Annotated in this window: 17 protein-coding genes; 5 read left to right on the top strand and 12 right to left on the bottom strand. The window is 73.4% G+C overall.

Annotated features, from left to right (window positions below):
* Positions 1-60: 60 nt before the first annotated feature.
* Both DP939_RS34675 and DP939_RS34670 read right to left on the bottom strand, forming a co-directional pair.
* Positions 61-3,045: a sacsin N-terminal ATP-binding-like domain-containing protein gene (locus DP939_RS34675; RefSeq protein WP_113985071.1), complete on the bottom strand. Its 2,985-nt coding sequence runs from the start codon at positions 3,043-3,045 to the stop codon at positions 61-63.
* 106 nt (positions 3,046-3,151) lie between these two features.
* On the bottom strand, positions 3,152-3,982 hold the full coding sequence (locus DP939_RS34670) for a DUF3027 domain-containing protein (protein ID WP_113985070.1): 831 nt from the start codon (positions 3,980-3,982) through the stop codon (positions 3,152-3,154).
* A gap of 192 nt (positions 3,983-4,174) precedes the next feature.
* Between DP939_RS34670 and DP939_RS34665 the strand changes: the two genes are divergently transcribed.
* Positions 4,175-5,788 carry an MFS transporter gene (locus tag DP939_RS34665; RefSeq protein WP_225878683.1) on the top strand — a complete coding sequence of 538 codons (1,614 nt, stop codon included), beginning with the start codon at positions 4,175-4,177 and terminating at the stop codon, positions 5,786-5,788.
* 39 nt (positions 5,789-5,827) lie between these two features.
* On the opposite strand, the gene DP939_RS34660 is transcribed toward DP939_RS34665, so the two are convergent.
* The 4 genes from DP939_RS34660 to DP939_RS46430 all read right to left on the bottom strand — a co-directional run bounded on the left by DP939_RS34660 (position 5,828) and on the right by DP939_RS46430 (position 8,158).
* Positions 5,828-6,223: a cold-shock protein gene (locus DP939_RS34660; protein ID WP_111171820.1), complete on the bottom strand. Its 396-nt coding sequence runs from the start codon at positions 6,221-6,223 to the stop codon at positions 5,828-5,830.
* Between the two features lie 93 nt (positions 6,224-6,316).
* Positions 6,317-6,934 carry an HAD family hydrolase gene (locus DP939_RS34655; RefSeq protein ID WP_113985069.1) on the bottom strand — a complete coding sequence of 206 codons (618 nt, stop codon included), beginning with the start codon at positions 6,932-6,934 and terminating at the stop codon, positions 6,317-6,319.
* A gap of 151 nt (positions 6,935-7,085) precedes the next feature.
* A complete protein-coding gene (locus DP939_RS34650; protein WP_113985068.1) occupies positions 7,086-8,018 on the bottom strand; it encodes a hypothetical protein in 933 nt (310 codons plus the stop codon).
* Positions 8,015-8,158 carry a hypothetical protein gene (locus DP939_RS46430; protein ID WP_158578859.1) on the bottom strand — a complete coding sequence of 48 codons (144 nt, stop codon included), beginning with the start codon at positions 8,156-8,158 and terminating at the stop codon, positions 8,015-8,017. Before DP939_RS46430 ends, DP939_RS34650 begins: the two co-directional genes overlap by 4 nt.
* A 156-nt stretch (positions 8,159-8,314) precedes the next feature.
* Between DP939_RS46430 and DP939_RS34645 the strand changes: the two genes are divergently transcribed.
* The 3 genes from DP939_RS34645 to DP939_RS34635 all read left to right on the top strand — a co-directional run bounded on the left by DP939_RS34645 (position 8,315) and on the right by DP939_RS34635 (position 12,968).
* Positions 8,315-10,672 carry a helicase-associated domain-containing protein gene (locus DP939_RS34645; RefSeq protein WP_225878682.1) on the top strand — a complete coding sequence of 786 codons (2,358 nt, stop codon included), beginning with the start codon at positions 8,315-8,317 and terminating at the stop codon, positions 10,670-10,672.
* A gap of 93 nt (positions 10,673-10,765) precedes the next feature.
* Positions 10,766-11,194, top strand: coding sequence for a hypothetical protein (locus tag DP939_RS48205; RefSeq protein WP_113985066.1), 429 nt, complete (start codon positions 10,766-10,768; stop codon positions 11,192-11,194).
* A 100-nt stretch (positions 11,195-11,294) separates the two neighbouring features.
* Complete coding sequence (locus DP939_RS34635) at positions 11,295-12,968, top strand: DNA repair helicase XPB (protein ID WP_113985065.1); 1,674 nt, start codon at positions 11,295-11,297, stop codon at positions 12,966-12,968.
* Positions 12,969-13,235: 267 nt separating this feature from the next.
* On the opposite strand, the gene DP939_RS34630 is transcribed toward DP939_RS34635, so the two are convergent.
* The gene (locus DP939_RS34630) at positions 13,236-13,517 is read right to left on the bottom strand and encodes a hypothetical protein (RefSeq protein ID WP_147268245.1); all 282 of its coding nucleotides are present in this window, start codon (positions 13,515-13,517) and stop codon (positions 13,236-13,238) included.
* Positions 13,518-13,775: 258 nt separating this feature from the next.
* Here DP939_RS34630 and DP939_RS34625 point away from each other — a divergent pair, with 258 nt between their 5' ends.
* Positions 13,776-15,824 (top strand): HelD family protein, encoded by a 2,049-nt coding sequence (locus tag DP939_RS34625; protein ID WP_113985063.1) that lies wholly within the window; start codon positions 13,776-13,778, stop codon positions 15,822-15,824.
* A 9-nt stretch (positions 15,825-15,833) separates the two neighbouring features.
* Here the strand turns inward: DP939_RS34625 and DP939_RS34620 are convergent, their stop codons facing one another.
* The 5 genes from DP939_RS34620 to DP939_RS34600 all read right to left on the bottom strand — a co-directional run bounded on the left by DP939_RS34620 (position 15,834) and on the right by DP939_RS34600 (position 20,462).
* A complete protein-coding gene (locus tag DP939_RS34620) occupies positions 15,834-16,451 on the bottom strand; it encodes a TetR/AcrR family transcriptional regulator (protein ID WP_113985062.1) in 618 nt (205 codons plus the stop codon).
* Positions 16,452-16,463: 12 nt separating this feature from the next.
* Entirely contained in the window at positions 16,464-17,123 is a 660-nt protein-coding gene (locus DP939_RS34615) for an NAD(P)-dependent oxidoreductase (RefSeq protein ID WP_113985061.1), read from the bottom strand.
* Positions 17,120-18,688 carry an FAD-dependent monooxygenase gene (locus DP939_RS34610; RefSeq protein WP_113985060.1) on the bottom strand — a complete coding sequence of 523 codons (1,569 nt, stop codon included), beginning with the start codon at positions 18,686-18,688 and terminating at the stop codon, positions 17,120-17,122. Before DP939_RS34610 ends, DP939_RS34615 begins: the two co-directional genes overlap by 4 nt.
* A gap of 164 nt (positions 18,689-18,852) precedes the next feature.
* Positions 18,853-19,641, bottom strand: coding sequence for a choice-of-anchor P family protein (locus DP939_RS34605; protein ID WP_113985059.1), 789 nt, complete (start codon positions 19,639-19,641; stop codon positions 18,853-18,855).
* A gap of 59 nt (positions 19,642-19,700) precedes the next feature.
* Positions 19,701-20,462: a L,D-transpeptidase gene (locus DP939_RS34600; protein WP_113985058.1), complete on the bottom strand. Its 762-nt coding sequence runs from the start codon at positions 20,460-20,462 to the stop codon at positions 19,701-19,703.
* Positions 20,463-20,558 lie beyond the last annotated feature (96 nt).

Below are 20,558 nucleotides of genomic sequence, written 5' to 3'. Positions count from 1 at the left end.
CACCTACTGACACCTACTGACACCGGCTGGACCCCATCCGCCCGCGCCGAGTGATCGACCTCAGCCGCCCTGGGCGTCGAGGTCGGCCTCGGCCAGCAGCAGGGGGACGGCGTCGGGGTCGCGGAGCAGGGCGGCCACGGCGAGCCGGTCGCCCCACTGGCCGGTGGCCCAGGCCAGGCCTCTGGCCAGGCCATCGACCCCGGAGGCGTGCACCACGCCCTCGTGGAAGCGCCAGGCCGCCGCCACGCCGTCCACCAGCAGGGTCTCGTGCTCGACGTAGGTCTGCGGGGCGGCGGGCAGCAGCGAGCGCACCTGCGGCGGCACCGGGCGGGTCTGGCCGGACGAGGTCACCACGCCGGTCACCGCCTCCCCCGCCAGCTCCAGGTCCAGCAGCTCCGACAGGGACTCCGCCAGGTCGAACGGCGCGAGCACCAGCGGCCGGTCGGCGACCAGCGGCAGCAGGTCGGGGGCCTCCACGACCACGGGGCCGCCCTCGTCGACGTCGGCGTCGGCCACCACGATCTCGCCCTTGAGCACCGCGCGCACGGCCCTCGGCGGGGCCACCCGCTCCGGCTCCACCCCGGCCAGCGCCGTCCACAGCGCCCGCAACTGGGCGCGGTCCACCGGCCGCTCGGGGTCGGCGAGCAGGTCGAGCAGTTCTTCCGGGCCGCCGTGCCCGGCCAAAAGGTCGGTCAGGGTGGTCCGGACGCCGATCATGGCGAGGGCCGCGCCGTCGAGACCGGCCGGGGCCTCGCCGTACAGGCCGAACAGCAGGGCGTCGGCCCCGGGCACCCGCAGCGAGGTGGGCAGCGCGCCGCCGAGCACCGGGTGGGTGCGCAGCCACCACGCCGTGTACGAGGGGACCTCCACGACCTCGCCCCCGGCCAGCACCCGCAGCGGGGCCAGCGCGGCGCGCAGCGGCGGGCGGGTCAGCAGGGCGAGGGCGGCCGGCCAGTCGGTGACGTACTCAAGGTCGCGGATCGCCGAGAACTCCGGCGCGACCGGCGGCACGTCGAGATCGGGCAGCAGGTCGAGCACGGTGTCCAGCCATTCGTCCTCGCCGTCGAGGTCGTGGTCGCACTCGTCGGGGTCGAGCAGCACGTCGGCGTCGTTGGCCACGGCGAAGCCGTCCAGCACGCCGGCGGCGGCGAGCACCCTCGGGCCGTACCGCTCGACCAGCTCGGGCGCGGCGGTGCCGAACGGCGCGTCGTCGAGATCGACCACCGCGGCGAGCGCGCCCTGCTCCAGCAGCAGCTCACCCGCCGGGTACAGCTCGCCGTCGGCGCCGCGCAGCGCCAGCTCCGAAAGCCAGGGGGCGTCGCCGGGGACCAGCCCGGCCGCGTCGACCAGCGCCAGCACGGCCTCCGCGACCGGCCCTGCGTCGGGGCTGTCAAGTGACTCGGAGACCGCGGCCCTGGTCAACGGGTCTTCCAGGACCGTGCGCGGGGTCGCCTCGGCCGCGCCGAGCCGCAGCAGCACCGGGTGCGCGGCCTCGGGGTGGACCACCCGCAGGCCGAGCGGCAGCAGCACGGCCGGGTCGAGCGAGGAGCCGTCCGACAGCAGCAGCGTGCCGCGCGGGCCGCGGACCAGGCGGCCGTCGGCGAGCGGCACCGGCAGCGCGCCGACCGCCTCGGGGTCGTCGGCGGGCAGCACGTCGTACAGGGACCGCCACCAGGACGGGCCCTTGTCCTCGACGGCCTCGCCGGACAGCATGTCGATCACGTCGGCCAGGTCGATCCGCCGCGCGCCGAGCGTGGTCAGCGCGGGATGCCGGGGCGGCCAGTCGGCCGGCAGCAGGCCGGGCACCATGGGCGCGACCAGCTCAAGGAACTCGGCGGGACCGGCCACCACCGCGGCCTCCCGGCCCGCCACGACCAGACCGTCGCGATCGGCGGGCGGGGACAGCGCGGGCAGCAGCGGGGCGTCGGGCAGCCTGCGCAGGATGGCCCGGCGGATCTCGGCGTCCAGCTCGCTCTTGCCCATCAGGCCGGGCACCAGGTCCAGCAGCCGCGGGCTGCGCGGCAGCGACTCCAGCAGCTCGACGTACAGCTCGGCGGCCCGCTCGACCAGGAACTCCGCCAGCGGCCCGCGCGCCACGTGCCGCCGGTCGGTGGCCATCGGGAAGCTCGCGATCAGCAGCGCCGGCATGTCGAGCGGCTCGTCACTGGGCGTCGGGGCGTGCACCACGCCGGGCACGGACCTGGGCAGCGGCCCGCCGGAGCCGGGCACCGCCCAGCGCACCTGCCAGTACGGACGGGCGCGCTCCTCGGTCGGCCGGTCGGCGAACAGCTCGGTCACCTGCGCGGGCGTGAAGTCGCCGGACGCCGACACGACATGCCACCCGTCGGCGGCGACCGTGCGCAGCTCGCCGTCCAGCTCGACCTCGATGGCGGCCAGCGCGGGCATGCCGAGCAGCAGCGCGGGGCTGGTCTCTGCCAGCATCCGCCGCACCGCCTCCTCGGCGGTCTTGTCGCGCAGCGGGAGGCGTACGACCGTGTCGAAGCCCTCGGGCACGTCGATCGCGTCGGCGGGGAAGGGCAGGCGCAGCAGCGGGACGTGCCCGCCGCGCTCGGCCAGCACGCCCGCGAGCGCGGGCTCGGCCGCGACCAGCTCGGCGGTCTGCTCGCGCGACCAGCGGACCGCGCCGCTGGCCCAGGACCCGATCTCCGGCGCGTCGCACACCGACACCACGGCGGCGAAGCCGACGCCGAAACGGCCCGCGGTGCCGGTCTGGTCGCGCTTGGCGGACACCCGCAGGGTGGACAGGCCCTCCACGCCGCCGGAGTCGAGCGGCGCGCCGGTGTTGGCGGCGATCAGCACCCCGTCGCGCAGCGTCAGCCGCAGCCTGCCGGAGACGCCGCCGCGCAGCGCCGCGTCGGCGGCGTTCTGGGCCAGCTCCACGATCAGCCGGTCGTGGTAGCCGCCGAGCGCGAAGTCCTCCTCGGCGTTGGCGTCTTCACGGAACCGCGCCGGTGAGGCCGCCCAGGCGGCCAGCACGGTGGCACGGACGCCCGCGGTGTCGAAGATGTCGGTGATGTCGCTCATGCAGGTGCCAGCTCACGATCGCGTCGGGGGGTTGTCGAGGGCCGGGTGGCGGCGTGCGCGGCCTGCCCCGCCGTAGGACGGCCATGTCGTACGGCGGGCAGGCCGGTCATGAGTGACCGAGCGGCTCCGAGGCCGACTCGTCCACCGAACCGGTGAGGTCGGGCGCGGCCTCCTCCTGGTCCGGCTTGTCCTCCATGAGGTCGAAGCCCAGGTCGTCGAGGATCGGCGAGGTCGGCTCGATGGGCGCGGGCCCGGCGGACGCCTCGGAGTGGGCGCCGCACCCGTGGTCGGCGGAGACCACCCGCCCGTCGTCGGGGGCGTATTCGTTGGCGCACACGCCGAAGCCGAGCCGCAGCACGCCCGCGAGCGGCCAGTAGAACCCGCAGGTCGAGCACTGCGCGGGCGCGGCGTGCGCGATCGGCGTGTGCGGGCCGGACTCCCCGGAGTGCCAGCGCCGGACCGCGCGGTCGCGACCGGCGGGCGAGAGCACCCTGGCCCGGCCGAGGCCCAGCTCGAAGATCATCTGCCGGTCGGCGTCTTCAGTGGTCTCGGTGAAGCCGGGGGCCAGCCGGTCGTCGTCGGCGGACGTGGGCAGCAGGTCGCCCACCCCGAGGTCGCCGGGACGCAGCCGCTCGCTCCACGGCACCCACTCGGGCGCGAGCAGGGCGCCGGATCCGGGCAGCAGCACGGCCTCGCTGACCGTGACGACCTTGGCCCGCGACGCGCGGGTGACCGTGACGGCCCACCGCCAGCCGCGATAGGCGCGGTCGAGACAGACGAAGGAGTGGGTGCCCGTGCGGTCGGCCTCCACCTCGAACCCCAGGTGGTCGCCGACCTCGCCGGGCCTGGCGATCTCCTCGGCGGCCGCGCGGGCCAGGTCGAGCGCCGCCACGCAGGCGGGATCGGCGGGCGGGACGCGGGTCCGGGTGCGGCTCACGAGACCACCCCCGCCTGCCGCCGGCGCTGCGGGCTGCGCGGGCTGATGGTGTTGGCTCGCCAGTTCACACTCCATTTTCACCCATCGCGAGCGGTGCCGACGACGTGCCCCGCCCATAGAGGTCGTCACGCGGCGTGTCGCACGGCCTGCCGTACCGGACAAGACGGGCGGGCTTCGGGTAAGACTGGATGCGTGAGAGGTGGCTGGGAGGACGCGCGGCGTACGGCGGGCACCGCCGCGCGCAGGGTCGCCAGGTCGGCCGCCGCGGCCGGACGGGCCACGATCCGCATGGGCCGGGCGACGGTCGGCGGTACGCGGGTGGCGGGCAAGGCGGCGGCGGGGGGCACACTACGGGTCGGCAGGGCGACCAGGCGGCTCACGTACGCCCAGGGCGCGGGCCGTACCGGCCTGGGGCGGCTGATCGAGCTGAGCGCGGCCGGCGCGGCGGGCGACGCGCTGATCACGGTCGCGCTGGCCGGCACGCTGTTCTTCGGCCTGCCCGTGGACGAGGCCCGCGGCCAGGTCGCGCTCTACCTGTTGATCACGATGGCGCCGTTCGCGGTGGTCGCGCCGTTCGTCGGGCCCGCGCTCGACCGGTTCCGCTCGGCCCGCCGTTACGTGATGGCGGGCACGCTGATGGCCCGCGGGCTGCTGTGCTGGTCGATGGCCGCCGCCGTGGTCTCGGAAGACGCGGTGACGCTGTTCCCGGCGGCGCTCGGGGTGCTGGTGCTGTCCAAGGCGTACAACGTGTCCCGGGCGGCGATCATGCCGAGCGTGCTGCCCGCCGACATCGGCCTGGTCACCGCCAACGCGCGGGTCGCGCTGTTCACGCTGGTCAGCGCGGGGATCGCGATCCCGGTCGGCGCGGGCCTCGCGGCCTGGCTGGGCGGCGAGTGGGTGCTGCGCGGCACGCTCGTGCTGTTCCTGGTGGCGGGCGTCCACGCGGTACGACTGCCGCGGCACGTCGACGCGCCGGACATCGAGGGCGAGGAGGAAGAGGAGGAGGGCCACCGGGAGCGGCGACCGGCCCGCTGGCGTACCCTCCTCAACGTCGGCCCGGCGGTGGCCGAGGCGATGCGGGCGAACGCCGCGATCCGCCTGTTCTCCGGCTTTCTTCTGTTCTTCATGCTCTTCGTGGTGCAGGACGGCAACCTGCCCGGCGGCCACGGCAAGGAACTGATCATCGCGGCGCTCGCCGGGGCGGCGGGCGCGGGCGGCCTGGCCGGCGCGGCGGTGGCCTCCTGGGTGCGCAACCACTCCCCGCAGGTCACCGTGCTCATCACGCTGGCCGTGTCCACGGTGACCGGGCTTGCGACGGCGCTGCTGTTCAACCTGTGGACGGCGGTGGCCGTCGCGCTGGTCGCGGCGTTCGCCCAGGAACTCGGCAAACTGTCGCTCGACGCGATCGTGCAGCGGGAGATCGGCGAGGAGGTGCGGTCCTCGACGTTCGGTGTGGTGGAGGCGCTGCTCCAGATCGCCTGGGTGGCCGGTGGGCTGGCCGGGCTGATCATGTCGCTTTACTCCCGCGGCCCGGCCGCGCTGACGGTCATCGCGGTCCTGCTGGGCGGGACACTGCTGTGGTCGCTGATCAAGCGGCGGCGCAGGCTGGCGGGCACCAAGGCGCGGGTGGCCGCGGAGCGGGCAGGCTCGCGCCGGCACCCGGCCCCGGACGCGACGGCGGAGCACGCCGCCGACCCGAACGCCACGACCGCGACCGAACTGCTGCCGCGTCCGGCCACCCGTCCGGCCTCCGACCGCGGCGACAACCCCGGGCACACCAAACCGCTCACCAACCCGCACGGCTGAGGGGCCGACCCCCGGCGACCCCCCTGCTCTTCGCGGCTGTCAGGCGTCCAGGTCGTCGGCCACCCCGCGCAGCACCGCCGCGATCTTCTTGGCGTGCTGGGCGTCGGGGTGCTTGCCCTTCTGATAGGAGGTCGAGATCGCGTCGAGGAGCTTTATCAGGTCTTCGACGATGACCACCATCTCGTCGGGCTTCTTCCGCTTGGTCTTGGTCTTCGTCTTGGCGAGCGACGGCGGCTGGTCCATCACTCGGACCGACAGCGCCTGCTGACCGCGGCGCCCCTCGGCCACGCCGAACTCGACCTTCTGGCCGGGCTTGAGCGACTCGACGTCGCTCGGCAGCGCGGAGGAATGCACGAAAACCTCACCGCCGTCGTCGCGGGTGAGGAAGCCGAAACCCTTGTCGGCGTCGTACCACTTGACCTTGCCACTCGGCACAGGGGTGACCTCGTTCAGACTGTCGTTTAAAGGTGAATGGATGTAGGTTATGCCCACCCGGGGCGAAGAGCGACCATGTATTTCACCGCGAAATCAGGTGAATGATGTTTCGCCTCGCCACCGCCGGAACCACGTGCCGAACTCGGTCAGATCGCCGAGGACGACGTCCGCTCCGTGCTCACGTAGTTCTCCAGCGGTGTAAGGGCCGGTGGCCACCGTGACGCTGACGGTGCCTCCCGCCCGCGCCGCCGCGATGTCCGCGACGTGATCTCCAACATATGCCGCCGCGCCGAAAGACGCGAGCGAGGCCCCCTTCTCGGCCCCGAAGAGCGACCCTTCGACCGCCTCCACGGGCAGGTCGAGGGCATCGAGGGTGCGCTTCGCGTCCGCGGTGTTCTTCCCCGTGACGACGATCACGCTGCCACCCGCGTCGTGTACGGCGGCCAGCGCCTCCCTTGCCCCGGGCATCACCGAGGTGGCGGGCACCGCGATCCCGGCGTACAGCTCCCGGTACAACGCCGCGGCGGCCGGGATCTCCTCCGCGGGCAGCCAGTACGCCAGCTCCGCCTCCAGCGGCGGCCCCAGCCGGGCCACCACGGCGGCGGTGTCGATCGCCACTCCGAGCCGCTGGGACAACTCATCATAGACCGCCGCGATCCCGACACGCGTATCGGCCAGTGTCAAATCCAGATCAAATCCTACGAAGCACACGGAAGCCAGGATGCCAAACGCTTGACACCGATCGAAACGGTGGTCCGCCCTTGTCCCTTGGAAGGTCCTTGGAAGTCCCTCGGAATCCAGGAAAATACCTATTTATCGCCAAGGGGCGGTGGACGTAGGCGCGAGGGTGTACGAAATTGGGTCACGCGCGGCGGGGGCGTGGTGGGGCGAGGAGCCGGTACGCGAGCCAGAAGACACCGCCCGCGGTGCCCACCAGGAACATGATCTCGCCGACCCTGAAGTACTCCGCGGCCAGGCCGCCGAGCTCGGCCGCCCCCTGCGTCCACCGCAGGGCCGTGACCGCGAGGCCGCCGAAGACGTAGCAGGCCACGGGGGCGCCCGCGCCGATCAGCCGGTCGCGGAACGTCCAGCCCGCGCTCGACAGCGTGACGGCCGCCGCCGTCGCCCACGCGAGGAGCGGGATCGGGAAGATCGCGATCGGGGCCGGCCGGAACGGCAGCAGTACCGCGGCGGCGATCAGCAGCAGCACGGCCAGGGCCTCGCGCGGGTACTCCTTCAGGATGGTCCGCGCGTCCCTGCCCTCGGTGGCCATCGGGTTCGCGGTGGCCATGGCCGCGCGACGCAGCCGTACGCCGGGCAGGTTCAGCCCACGCCGCCCGGTGCCGCCCCGGCCCGCCGTACGCCGTACGACGGCCCGCCTGGCGATCTCCCTGTGCCGCCGCACCCCCGCAGGCACCTTGGCATCGGCCGCGCCCGCCCGCCCATCCTGGTCGTCCACCACCCGCGGGAACACCGCGGTACCGGCGGTGTCGCCCCCGGGATACCCCGGCGGGGCCACCGGCGCCGGCTCATTGGGGCCGGGGGGTGCGGGCGGGGTCTCGGGGCGCTGCGGGAGGCGGGCCCTGGCTGCCGCGACCTGGGCGGCGGGGTCGCCGAGCCGGGCCAGTACCCTGGCCACGGCCTTGGGGTCACCGCTGCCCGCCCGGTCCGCCTCGATCCGCGCACGCAGCTCGGCCACGAACGCCAGCCGCTCATGCTGGCGTAGCACGCCGAGCGCGAGGTCGGCCGCCTTGCTCACATAATCCAGGACCAGCCGGTCGGCACGCTCACTCATACCACCGCCTCCCCCACCGCCTGGAGAGGCCGGACACGCCGCCGGCGCACTCCAGAGCCGCGCTCGGCCACACCGTCACCTTCCCCGCCGCGCATGGAGGCGTACGCCTCGCTCACGTACTCCAGAGCACGCTCGCTCACGCCGTCACCTCCCCCGCCGCGCGCCGGGAGCGGCCACGTTCAGGCACACGGGTCGCCTCCTTCGCTGCGCAGGCATCCACCGTAGCGCCGGGAGGCGATCATGACCTGGTCGTTCGCCGCCATACCATGAAAGCTGGACCTGAGAGGGGGACGCCGGTGAGCGTGGAGTTCGCCGAGTGGTTGCGTGGGCGTGACGATGAGGAGCTGCGCGTCCTCGTCGCCGCCCGGCCCGAGCTGGTCACCCCCGTGCCCGCGCACGTCGAGGGGCTGGCCGCGCGGGCGACCACGCCGTCGGCGACCGGGCGGGCGCTGGACCGGCTGGATCGGTTCACGCTCGCCGTGCTCGAAACCCTCGTCCTGGTGCCCGATTCGGCCCAGTTGCGCGGCGTACTGGCCCGTGGCCTGCACGAGAGCGCCGCCGACGACCTCGGAGCGGCCCTCGACGACACTTTGCGCCGCCTGCGCGACCTCGCCCTCGTCTACGGCCCTGACGACGCGCCCCTCCCCGCGCCCGGCGTCACAGAGGCGCTGTCGCCGCCCGCGGGGCTCGGCCCGCCCGCCGCCGACGTGTTCCGTCACCACTCGCCGGAGCGGCTGGCCGAGATCGTCCATGACATCGGCGCGGGCCACGGTGATGGCGAGGTGCCCGCGCTGCTCGGTGACCCCGCCGTGGTCGAGCGCCTGGTGACGGAGGTGTCGCCGCAGGCCAGGGCCGCGCTCGACAAGATGGCCTGGGGGCCCGCCGCCGGGCGGCTGGCCAACGCGCGCCGCGCCGTACGCACCGGCAGCGCGCAGTCGCCGATCGAGGAGCTGCTGGCCCGGGGGCTGCTCGGCGCGACCGGCGACGAGACCGTGACGCTGCCCCGCGAGGTCGCCCTGCACCTGCGCGACGGGCGTCTGCACCGCGACCTGCTGACCTCGGCGCCGCCGCTGCGCGGCCCCGAGCGCGACACCGCGCTGACCGACCGTACGGCGGCGGGACAGGCGTTCACGTTCGTCCGCGCGGTGGAGGAGCTGTGCGAGCGGTGGAGCTTCGACCCGCCGGGGGTGCTGCGCACGGGCGGGCTCGCCGTACGCGACCTGAAGCGCGCCGCGCAGACGCTCGACCTGCCGGAGTGGTCGGCGGCGCTGGTCGCCGAGGTCGCGTACGCGGCCGGGCTGATCGTGGCCTCCGGCGGGGTGGACGGCGAGTGGCTGCCCAGCCCCGCGTACGACGCCTGGCGCGTCAAGCCGGGCGAGGAACGCTGGACGGTGGTCGCCGGGAGCTGGCTGGCCACGGACCGCGCGCCCGGCCTCGCCGGGGAGCGCGACGACCGCGACCGGCTGATGAACGCCCTCACCCCCGAGCTGCGCAGAGGGGCCGCCCGCGAGGTCCGCGCCGCGACGCTGGCCATGCTGGCCGCGGCCGGGCCGGGGGTCGCGCCCGACCCCGCGTCCGTCCGTGACCGGCTGGCCTGGGAGCAGCCCCGCCGCCGCGGCCCCTACCGCGACCGGCTGGTGGACCTCACGCTGCGCGAGGCCGAGCAGATCGGCGTGACCGGCCTCGGCGTGCCGGCCGGGCACGGCCGCGCGCTGGCGTCCGGCGACCCGGCGGAGGCCGCCAAGCTGCTCGGCCCGCTGCTGCCCGAGCCGATCGACCACGTACTCCTCCAGGCCGACCTCACCGCCGTCGCGCCCGGCCCGCTCACCGGCGACCTGCGGCGCTGGCTCACACTGGCCGCCGATGTCGAGTCCACTGGCGGGGCGACGGTCTACCGGTTCAGCGAGGGTTCGGTACGCCGGGCGCTCGACGCCGGGCAGAGCGGCGAGGAGCTGCTGGCGATGCTCGCCCGCCACTCCGCGACCCCGGTGCCGCAGCCGCTGACCTACCTGGTCGCCGACGTGGCGCGCAGGCACGGGCGGATCCGGGTCGGTACGGCGGGCGCGTACATCCGCTGCGACGACCCCGCCGTCCTGGACCAGGTGCTGACCGACCGCCGGGCCGCGCCGCTGCGGCTGCGCCGGCTCGCGCCCACCGTGATCGCGTCCCGTTCGTCGCGCGCGGTCTTGGTGGACGGCCTGCGCGCGATGGGGTACGCGCCGGTCGCCGAGTCGCTGGACGGCGACGTGATCGTGTCCCAGCTCGACGCCCGCCGCGCGGAGGGCGCGCCGCCCGCCCGCCCGGTCACGCTGGTCAACGGCCTAGACCGCGACGTGATCACGGCGGCGGTCCGTGCGATCCGCGCGGGCGACGCCGCCCACCAGGCCAGGCGTCCGCCGGTGGAGTCACCGGGCGGTCAGGTGCCGCGGTCGCCCGCCACCGCCACGATCAACGCGTTGCAGCAGGCGATCCGGCAGGGCGGCCGGGTGTGGATCGGCTACCTGGACAACCAGGGGCAGGCGACCAGCCGCATCCTGGAGCCGGCGCGGATGGAGGGCGGCTACCTGACCGCGTACGACGAGACGCGGGCCGCGGTCCACCGGTTCGCGCTGCACCGGATCACGGGGGTCTCCGAGGTGTCGGACGGCGGCTGAGCGCCCGCGGTCGCAGGGCCCGTCCGGGCATAACGTGGTATTTGTTGACGTGTCCAAACACACGTCCATGCACGGCCGAACGGAAGACAGCGCGTGAGCACCCCATCAGATGACCCTCAAGGGCCGGGCTACGGGCAGCCGGGCTACGGACCGGCTCCGGGTCAGCCGGGGTACGGCGAGCCGGGCTACGGGCAACCGGGCTACGGGCAGCCGGGGTATGGGCAGTACCCGCCCTACGGCTACGGCCACGGACACCCGCCCTACCGCAACCCGGACGCGCCGCGCACGCACGCCATCGTCGCCCTGGTCATCAGCATCTTCCTGGGCTTCAGCTGCTACGTCACCCTGGGCGGCATCGCCGGGGCGATCCTGTCCGGCATCGCGCTCAGCAGGGTGGACACCGAGCCCGACAGGGCCCGGACCCTGCTGCGCTGGGCCTGGATCAGCATCGGCATCAACATCGCGCTCTTGGTCGTGGGCCTGGTAGTGATCATCGTGGCGGCCAACCAGAACTACATCTGACGTCCCGGGGCGCCGCACACGTTTTAACCGTTCGCGGGATTGCGGGGACCCGCCGTCTTGTTGGATAGAGGTCAGCCGTACGGACCCCCGGGAGACAGCCTTGAACGACGGCCCGCTGATCGTCCAGTCCGACAAGACCCTCCTACTGGAGGTCGATCACCCCGCGGCCGACGCGTGCCGTAAGGCGATCGCGCCGTTCGCCGAGCTGGAACGCGCGCCCGAGCACGTCCACACCTACCGGGTCACCCCGCTGGCGCTGTGGAACGCCCGCGCCGCGGGCCACGACGCCGAGCAGGTCGTGGACGCGCTGATCGCGCACAGCCGCTACCCGGTCCCGCACGCGCTGCTGGTCGACGTGGCCGAGACGATGGCCAGGTACGGCAGGCTGCGCCTGGAGAAGCACCCCGTCCACGGGCTGTCGCTGGCCACCTCCGACCGGGCGGTGCTGGAGGAGGTGCTGCGGTCCAAGAAGATCGCGCCGCTGCTCGGCCCGCGCATCGACGGCGACTCCGTGGCGGTCCACCCGTCCGAGCGCGGCACCCTCAAGCAGGCCCTGCTCAAGCTGGGCTGGCCCGCCGAAGACATGGCCGGCTACGTGGACGGCGAGGCGCACCCGATCAAGCTCGCCGAGGACGGCTGGCAGGTGCGCCCCTACCAGCGCGAGGCGGCCGACTCGTTCTGGCACGGCGGGTCCGGCGTGGTGGTGCTGCCGTGCGGCGCGGGCAAGACCATCGTCGGCGCGACCGCGATGGCGCACGCCCAGGCCACGACGCTGATCCTGGTGACCAACACGGTCAGCGCCCACCAGTGGAAGCAGGAGCTGCTGCGCCGCACGTCGCTGACCGAGGCGGAGATCGGCGAGTACACCGGCACGCGCAAGGAGATCCGCCCGGTCACCATCGCGACCTACCAGGTGATGACCACCCGGCGGCAGGGCGTCTACAAACACCTTGAGCTGTTCGACGCCCGCGACTGGGGGCTGATCGTCTACGACGAGGTCCACCTGCTGCCCGCGCCGATCTTCCGGATGACCGCCCACCTCCAGGCCCGCCGCCGCCTCGGGCTGACCGCCACGCTGGTGCGCGAGGACGGCCGGGAGGGCGACGTGTTCTCGCTGATCGGGCCCAAGCGGTACGACTCGCCGTGGAAGGAGATGGAGAACCAGGGCTGGATCGCCCCGGCCGACTGCGTCGAGGTCCGGGTCACGCTGAGCGATGAGGAGCGGCTGGCGTACGCGATGGCCGAGGCCGACGAGCGCTACCGGTTCTGCGCGAGCACCCCGGCCAAGACCAGGGTCGCCGAGGCGCTGGTCCGCCGCCACCAGGACGAGCAGGTGCTGGTCATCGGCCAGTACATCGACCAGCTCGACGAGCTGGGCGACCATCTCGGCGCGCCGGTCATCAAGGGCGAGACCCGCATCCGGGAGCGGGAGCGGCTGTTCCAGGCGTTCCGCGACAAGGAGTTGCAGGTCCTGGTGGTGTCCAAGGTCGCGAACTTCTCCATCGACCTGCCGGAGGCGTCGATCGCCATCCAGGTGTCGGGCACCTTCGGCTCGCGGCAGGAGGAGGCCCAGCGGCTCGGCCGGGTGCTTCGCCCGAAGGCGGGCGGCGGCGGGGCCCGCTTCTACTCGGTGGTCAGCCGCGACACCGTGGACCAGGACTTCGCCGCCCACCGGCAGCGGTTCCTGGCCGAGCAGGGGTACGCGTACCAGATCGTCGATGCCGACGACGTGCTCACGGACGACCGGCCCGCGTCGGATTCACAGCCAGACTAATAGCGACATTCCGCACAATTCCGGACACGCTATGTGAGGCGTGCTGACGTGCTCGCCGGCGAATAGCCGGTCGCCCCGCCGAACGCTGGCGAACACGTCACGGTTTTGTCAGGTCCACGAGATTCCGCGGGTCTTTGACATTCCCACCACCCCCTCGCTTGGCCCGGCCTTGGCCAACTGCGGCATACCCCATGATCCGGTCCAATCACCGGACTCGCGAGCCTTTTTCCGGAAAAACCCCTAGAATGACGCACGGTGCCGGAATAATCACCCGACGAGCATTCCCCCCAAGAACAACAGGGCCTCCGCAGTAACCCACGACCCGATCGCCACGATCATCAGCGGCAGGAAGGCCCGCGGCGAGCGCGTCAGCCACGCCGCCACCGAACAGCTCCCCGCCACCACCGCGAACAGCCCGGAGATCGTGGATACCAGCTCCAGCCTGCGGGCGCACTGATCGCCCGGCTCGCCCGGCGTACAGAACGCCTCAAGCCCCCACCCCGCGTAGACCGACGCACCCCACAGTGCGGCCAGCAGCAGCACCGCCACGGTCGGTATAACAGGAGATATCGCAACTTGCGGGCGTGTCACTCCGCAAAATTACCCGGTCCGGCGCCATCTCAGTCCGCGAACCCGCCGCGAACCACGCCAATTTAATACGTGGAGCCCCCACTCGCCATGGCGCTAGGCTAGTTGGTTCTGACCTCAACCATCCACAATCCCACCACCTCCGTTCCCAGTCGTACGCGCGCGGCTCTCCCGCCGTCGCACGTACCGTCCCCGATCCGGCAAGGAGGCCGCTTCAGCATGCCCGCCAACAGGCTCGCCCCCGACATACAGGAGGACGCCGACCCCGGCGACGTACTCGCCGCCGAGCGGCAGCACCTGGCCGTCTCCCGCGCGGCGCTGCGCACGATGCGCGAGCACGCCCGGTCGCTGTCCGCCAACGCGGCGGGCGACTGGGTCTCCCAGCAGATCCTCCAGGCCCTGCTGGACGAACGCGTGGAGGCGCTGGCCGACCACCCCGACGCGCCGCTCTTCTTCGGCCGCCTGGACCGCTCGGCGGGCGACGACCTGCCCGGCACGATCTACGTCGGCCGCCGGCACATCCACGACGACCGCAGCCGCCCGCTCGTCATCGACTGGCGCGCCCCGGTGTCCCGGGCCTTCTACCAGGCCAGTCCCGCGCAGCCGATGGACATCACGCGCCGCCGCAGGTTCGGCTACCACGGCGGTACGCTGACCGCCTTCGAGGACGAACGCCTCGACAGCGCCGACGGCGACGCGCCCGCCGCCTCCCGCATCCTCACCGAGGAGATCGAGCGCCCGCGCACCGGCCCGATGCGCGACATCGTGGCCACCATCCAGCCCGACCAGGACGACATCGTCCGCGCCGACCTGGGCCTGACCGTGTGCGTGCAGGGCGCGCCGGGCACCGGCAAGACCGCCGTGGGCCTGCACCGGGCGGCGTACCTGCTGTTCACGCACCGGGAGAAGCTGGCCCGCTCCGGCGTCATGATCGTCGGCCCGAACCGCGCGTTCCTCTCCTACATCTCCTCCGTCCTCCCCGCGCTGGGCGAGATCAAGGTGGAGCAGACCACCATCGCCGGGCTGGTCGGCGAGCACGCCGCCCCGGAAGACCCGGCCGTCGCCGCGCTCAAGGGCGACCCCCGGATGGCCAGGGTCCTCGCGCGCGCGCTGTGGCTGCACGTCACCAAGCCCACCGAGGGCGTCCTGTACACCCGCGGGGCGAGCCGCTTCCGGGTCGCCGACCACGAGGTGCGCGAGATCGTCGCCTCGCTGCGCGGCACCACCCGGTACGGCCCCGGCCGCGCCGCCCTGGCGCAGCGGCTGGCGCACGCCGTGCTGGTCCGGATGGAACAGCGCGGCGAGTCGCCGGACGACCGGGTCCAGGACGCGGTCGCCCGTTCCAAGCCGGTCAAGCAGGTCCTCGACGCGGTGTGGCCGAAGGTGACGCCCGAGCAGGTCCTGTTCCGCCTGCTGAGCGACGCCGAGTTCCTGGAACGCGCCGCCAAATCCGACCTCGAACCGGCCGAACGCGAGCTGCTGACCTGGGCCAAGCCGCCCCGGTCGCACAAGTCGGCCAAATGGACGGCCGCCGACGCGGCCCTGCTGGACGAGCTGGCCGACCTCATCGAGCGCACGCCCTCCATCGGTCACGTCGTGGTGGACGAGGCGCAGGACCTCTCGCCCATGCAGTTGCGGGCGCTCGGGCGGCGCTGCCGCACCGGGTCGGCGACCGTGCTCGGCGACCTCGCCCAGGGCACCACGCCGTGGTCCACCCGCTCGTGGCAGGCGGTGCTCACGCACCTGGGCCGCGACTCCGGCGAGGTGACCGAGCTGACGCTCGGCTTCCGGGTGCCCAGGGAGGTCCTGGACTTCGCGGCCAGGCTGCTCCCGGAGGTCGCCCCGGAGCTGGCCGTGCCGCGTTCGCTGCGGCCGGGCGCGGGCTCCCTCTCGGTACGGCGGGCCGCCGCCGACGCCCTCCCCGCCGCCGTCGAGACGGCGGTCCGCGAGGCGCTGGCCCGTGAGGGCTCGATCGGTGTGATCGTCCCCGACGCCGCCGTCGCCGCGCTGTCGGCCGCGCTCGGCGCGGCCGGGCTGGAGCACGGCGTACTCGGGCCCGACTCCACGGGCGACCACCGCCTGCTCGTGGTCCCGGCGACGCTGGCCAAGGGTCTTGAGTACGACCATGTGATCGTCATGGAGCCCGCCGACATCGTGGCCGCCGAGCCGCGCGGCCTGGCCCGCCTGTACGTGGTGCTGACCCGTGCGGTCACCACGCTGACCGTCGTACACGCCCATGAGCTTCCGGCGGCCCTCGCCGACAGGTAGCCGCTCGCCTCAGATCACTCCCCTGGCGACCCCGGTTCCGCCGCCGCGCGCGGCGGGCAGCACGACCCGATCCACGATCGCGGCCAGCTCCGCCTCCACGGGCGGCGCGCCGTTGATCAGGTGATGGACGGTGATCATCGCGGGCCCCGCGGCGCAGACCTCCGTGGAGATCGCGGACTCGTCGAGTTCGCCGCGCGCGGCGGCCAGCCGCAGGCTGTCCTCGATCGCCGCCAGATGGGGGCGCAGCATCCGGTCCCGGACCGTCACCACCAGGTCGGGGTGCCGCCCCCGCTCGCCCATCACCGCACCCAGCGCGGACCCGAGGTCACCGGCCAGGACCTGCTCGGTCATCCGGCGGAAATGCACGAGCAGGTCCTGACGAAGATCACCGGTGTCCACCGGCCCGCCGGTACCGGCCAGCGCGTCGGCGAGGGCGTCCAGGAGCAGCGCCTCCGGCGTGTCCCAGCGCCGGTAGAGCGGCATCCGGCCGGTACCGGCGCGGGAGGCGATGCCCTCCATGGTGAGCCTGCGGAAACCGACTTCCGCCACCTCGGCGAGCACGGCCCGATAGATCGCGTTCAGCAGGGCCTGACCGCGCCGCCGCACCTTCTTCACCTGCTCCGGCACCGGACCTCCGTTCTAGTTCTTCGGGGCCACCTCGACCCAGTGGCCGAACGTGCGCTCATCCGCCAACAGCTCGATCATGTACGAGGCGAGGTCCGCCCTGGGCATCGGCCGCCGGCCGCCCGTGCGCCCGAGATGTCCGCCGACCGCGTTCACATATTGTCCCGTGGCCGGTCCGTCGCTCAGCTTCGGCGCGCGTACCGCCGTCCAGTCGAGGTCTTCCGTCGTCCGTAGCGTGCGCTCCAGCAGCGCCATGTCGGCGTACACGGCGGGGATCAGGACCTTGGTGACGAACCCCACCATGAGCCGGTCCCTGATCGGAAGCTCCGGCCCTGGATCGACGCCCATCGACGTGATGCAGATCAACCGGCGGACCCCGGCCGCGCGCATCGCGGTGACCAGGTTCAGTCCGACCCCCGCGGAGTGCAGGGTGGTCGTGGCGCGGAACCGGTACGGCGCGCCCACCGCGCACAGCACCGCGTCCCGCCCCTCGACCGCGGCTCGCAGGTCGCCGGGGCGGGTCAGGTCGCCGCGCAGCACCGTCAGTCCGGGGCTGCGGACGGCCGGTCCCTGTGGATTCCTGGCAACGGCGGTGACCTCGTGGCCGCGGTCCAGCGCGAGCCGGACCAGATGCCGCCCGGTCCCGCCGGTGGCCCCGAACACGGTGACCTTCATCCGAGCAGCCTGCCCAGGACGTCCTTCAGGGCGACGGCGGGCGAGGGCGACGGCGTGCGGGCCCGCCAGGCGATGTGACCGTCCGGCCGGACCAGTACGGCTCCGCCGGGGCCCACGCCGTACCGGTCGTGGAACAGTCCGGCCGGGTCCGTGAGTTCGGCCCCGAAGCGGTACGCGGTCACCCCGCCGAGCCGCCCGGCGGCCTCCCGCCAGCCCACGCCCGCGGTGTCGGTGAGCAGCACGAGGTCGCGGCCGAACAGGTCGATGGTGGACTCCGCAGGGCCACCACCCCGCGTGACGGGCAGATGCGGCGCCCGGGTCCCCGGCCGCCCGGATGGCCGCCGTGGGTCCTCCAGCGACTCTTCCTCCGGCGGGTCCTCCTCCCCGGCCGGCACGGCGGACGACCGGTAGACGCCCCCCATCGCCACCGTGGCGTGATCCCGCGGCGCCCCTCTCTCCCCGGCCCCGTCCCCGGCGTGGAACCATGCCATCCGGCGTAGCGAGTCGTCCAGGCTGATCCGCGCGATGGGCAGCCGCTCGTCCTCGTAGGTGCCGAGCAGGGCGGCGCCCGCCCGGCCGGAGAGCACCGCGGCGAGCTTCCAGGCGAGGTTGTGCGCGTCGAGCACGCACGCCTGCCCGGCGAAGCCGCCGGTGGCCGGCCAGACGTGGGCCGCGTCGCCGACCAGGAAGACCCGTCCTTCGCCGAACCGCCGGGCCATCAGGGCGGCGATCCGCCAGCGCTGCACGCCGAGGATCTCCGGCCGCAGGCCGGGCAGGCCCACCGCGGCCCCGATCAACTCCGTGCAGCGTTCGTCGGTGAAGTCCTCGATCCGGTCCCGCGCGGGGTCGAAGTCGCAGCCGTACCCCCAGCGGTTCATCGCGCGGATGTGCAGGTCCCCGTGGCCCTCGGTGAGGCAGATCCTGATGTGCCGGCCGCGCAGGGCCGCGCCGAGGTCGGCCCGGAACAGCACGCCGAGCCGTTCGGCCAGCGTGCCCGGCCCCGAGCGGTCGATACCGAGGCGCTCCCTGATCGGGCTGCGCTCGCCGTCGCAGGCCAGCAGGTAGCCCGCGCGGACGGTGGTCGCCGTGCCGTCGGCGCGGTCGCGGATTATCGCGGTGACCCCGTCGCCGTCCTGCCGGAAGTCCATGAGTTCGGTGTGGAAGCGGATGTCCGCGCCCAGCTCTTCGGCCCGGGCGCGGAGCAGCGGCTCCACCTGGTCCTGGTCACAGATCGCGCCGAGCGTGGGCGTGTAGGGCCCGAGGTCGGCGTCCTCCCGTAGGTCGGGGTTGCTCTCGATCTCCTCGCCCGCGAGCGTGCGAGCCCTGATGAACCGCCCCTCCCGGCCCTCGAACTCGTCGAGCGCCCGGATCTGCGGCTCCAGCCCCACCTGGCGGAAGACCTCCATCACCCGCGGGAAGAGCCCGCTGAGGCGGGGGTGCCGGGAGTGTTCGGGGTGCCGCTCCACGAGCAGGCACGAAACCCCTTGATGCGCGAGGAACAGCGCGGCCGACAGGCCGCTCATCCCCCCGCCCGCGATCAGTACCGGTACTTCGAGCCAGGCCATCGCCACACCTCCATTAGAGACACCAAAGACTCTTATTAAGAGACATTAGCGTATCTAAGCAGCGGCTGGACGGGCCCCCGGAAACGAGCCGGCGGGGGCTGCGGAACGAGTTCTACCGGCCGTCGTTCCCCATGCCCCCGCCTATCGCGGTCCCGGACCGTTGATCAGCCGGCGACCGGGAGGTCGACCTCTGCCGGCACCGGTGCCGGGGCCGCCTCCTCGACCTTGTCCCGCCGCACCACGTCGGAGACGTCGGCCGGCTCGATCGCGTCGCCGTCCTGGGCCCCGTCCACGGCGCCGTCGTTCTGGTCGCCCAGGTCGCCGTTGTCGGCGCTCTGGTCGATGGAACCGGCGTCCTCGCCCGCGCCGCCGCACGCGACAGAGGCGACGTCCACCGTCTGCGACTTGCCCTCGCTGACCGGGACGGTCACCGCCATACCGGTGACGTTCAGCCGGCCGTCGGCCCCGCGCACCTGCTTGTTCAGCGTGACCGAAGCGGTGCCGGCCTTGCCGAGGTCCACCGGGATGGTGGTGTTGGGCGCGGGGTTCGCCTCGATCGGGCGGTCCCCGATACGGGCGCCGGCCAGGGTGGTGACCCCTTCGCCGCCCGTGCAGGTGGACTTGATGGCGTCCGCGGTGATCCGCTTCTCCAGCGTCCGGATGTGCGCCGCGCTGGCCTCGGAGCGGGACTCGTCCGCCGTGGCCAGCAGGCCGGTGGCGGTGATGAGCTGGTCTTCGTGACTGCCCAGCACGACCCGGCGGGCCGCCTGGCCCTGCGGCGACTCGACCCTCGGAATCGGCTTGATGTGCACCGGCCCGTTCGCCGAGAGCACGTGGGCGGTGGACGGCGAGTCGGTGCTCGCCTGTGAGGCCGACGCGGCGGCGCTCACCAGCGTCGAGGCGGCGGCGATGGCGAGTGCCGCGGCCCCGACGAGGTGTCTGCTGAGACCCATTTTCCCCCCTGTGGGTGACAGATTTCGAATGCGGCCAGGCGTGGTGCTCCGGCGGACGCCTAGCGCGTGATGATGACGACGGTGCCGAGCGGTACCCGCGACAGCGCTTCGAGCGCGCTGTCGGGCGCTCGGATGCACCCGTGACTGACGGCCCTGCCGAAGACCGACTTGTCGGGCCAGCCATGGAACGCAACGGTCCCCGGCCCGCCACCGTAGGAATCCAGCGTTGCGGAATGCGTTCCCGTGGGCATGACAGTCGAGCCGGACCCTTCCTGCCCGCGCAGCGACGCGAGCACGAAGGTCCGTCCCAGCGGAGTGGGCGTCTTGGGAGCGCCCACTCCGACGGTCCACCGGCCGATCGCCCGCCCGGACCTGTAGACCGTCAAACGCCGCGCCGCCCTTTCGACCTTCACCAGGTAGGGGGTACGGGCGACCTTGAGGCCGCCCCCCGCCCCGGAGATCCACCCCGTCGCGCGGTTGGGACGCGAAGGAAGAAGGACCCTGAGCCACCCTGGCACGGTCTGGACGACGGGCACCCACGTCGGGTTGCCGAGCTGCAGACTCGGCAACACCGCGACGGGCGGTCCGCCGGGACGCGCGTGGACCGGCCGATCTCCGACCGGATGAACCACCACACCCGTCCCCTCCGAAAGCGGCGCGGTGTCCCGCGCCACTCCGCCCAGCGCCGTGAACGTGGTCGCCTGCGGCAGGAAGGTCATCCCCGCCTCGGGCGACACGCCCGAACCCGCCGCGAACAACATGAGCACGGCCACGATGGAGATGCCGCCGTACGGTCTCCTCCTCGCCGCTCGCTGGCTCATGAAAGCTCCCCTGCTGGCTGTCCGACCGGGGGAGACTATCGAGGCCCCGATCGGCCGATCAGCCGCACGGACAAGTGCAGACCCAGCGTTTACGGG

The organism is Spongiactinospora rosea, assembly GCF_003315795.1.
GTDB lineage: Bacteria > Actinomycetota > Actinomycetes > Streptosporangiales > Streptosporangiaceae > Spongiactinospora > Spongiactinospora rosea.
Note: the sequence above shows the minus strand (reverse complement) of the source record. Positions and strands in the feature narration are given on the sequence as shown.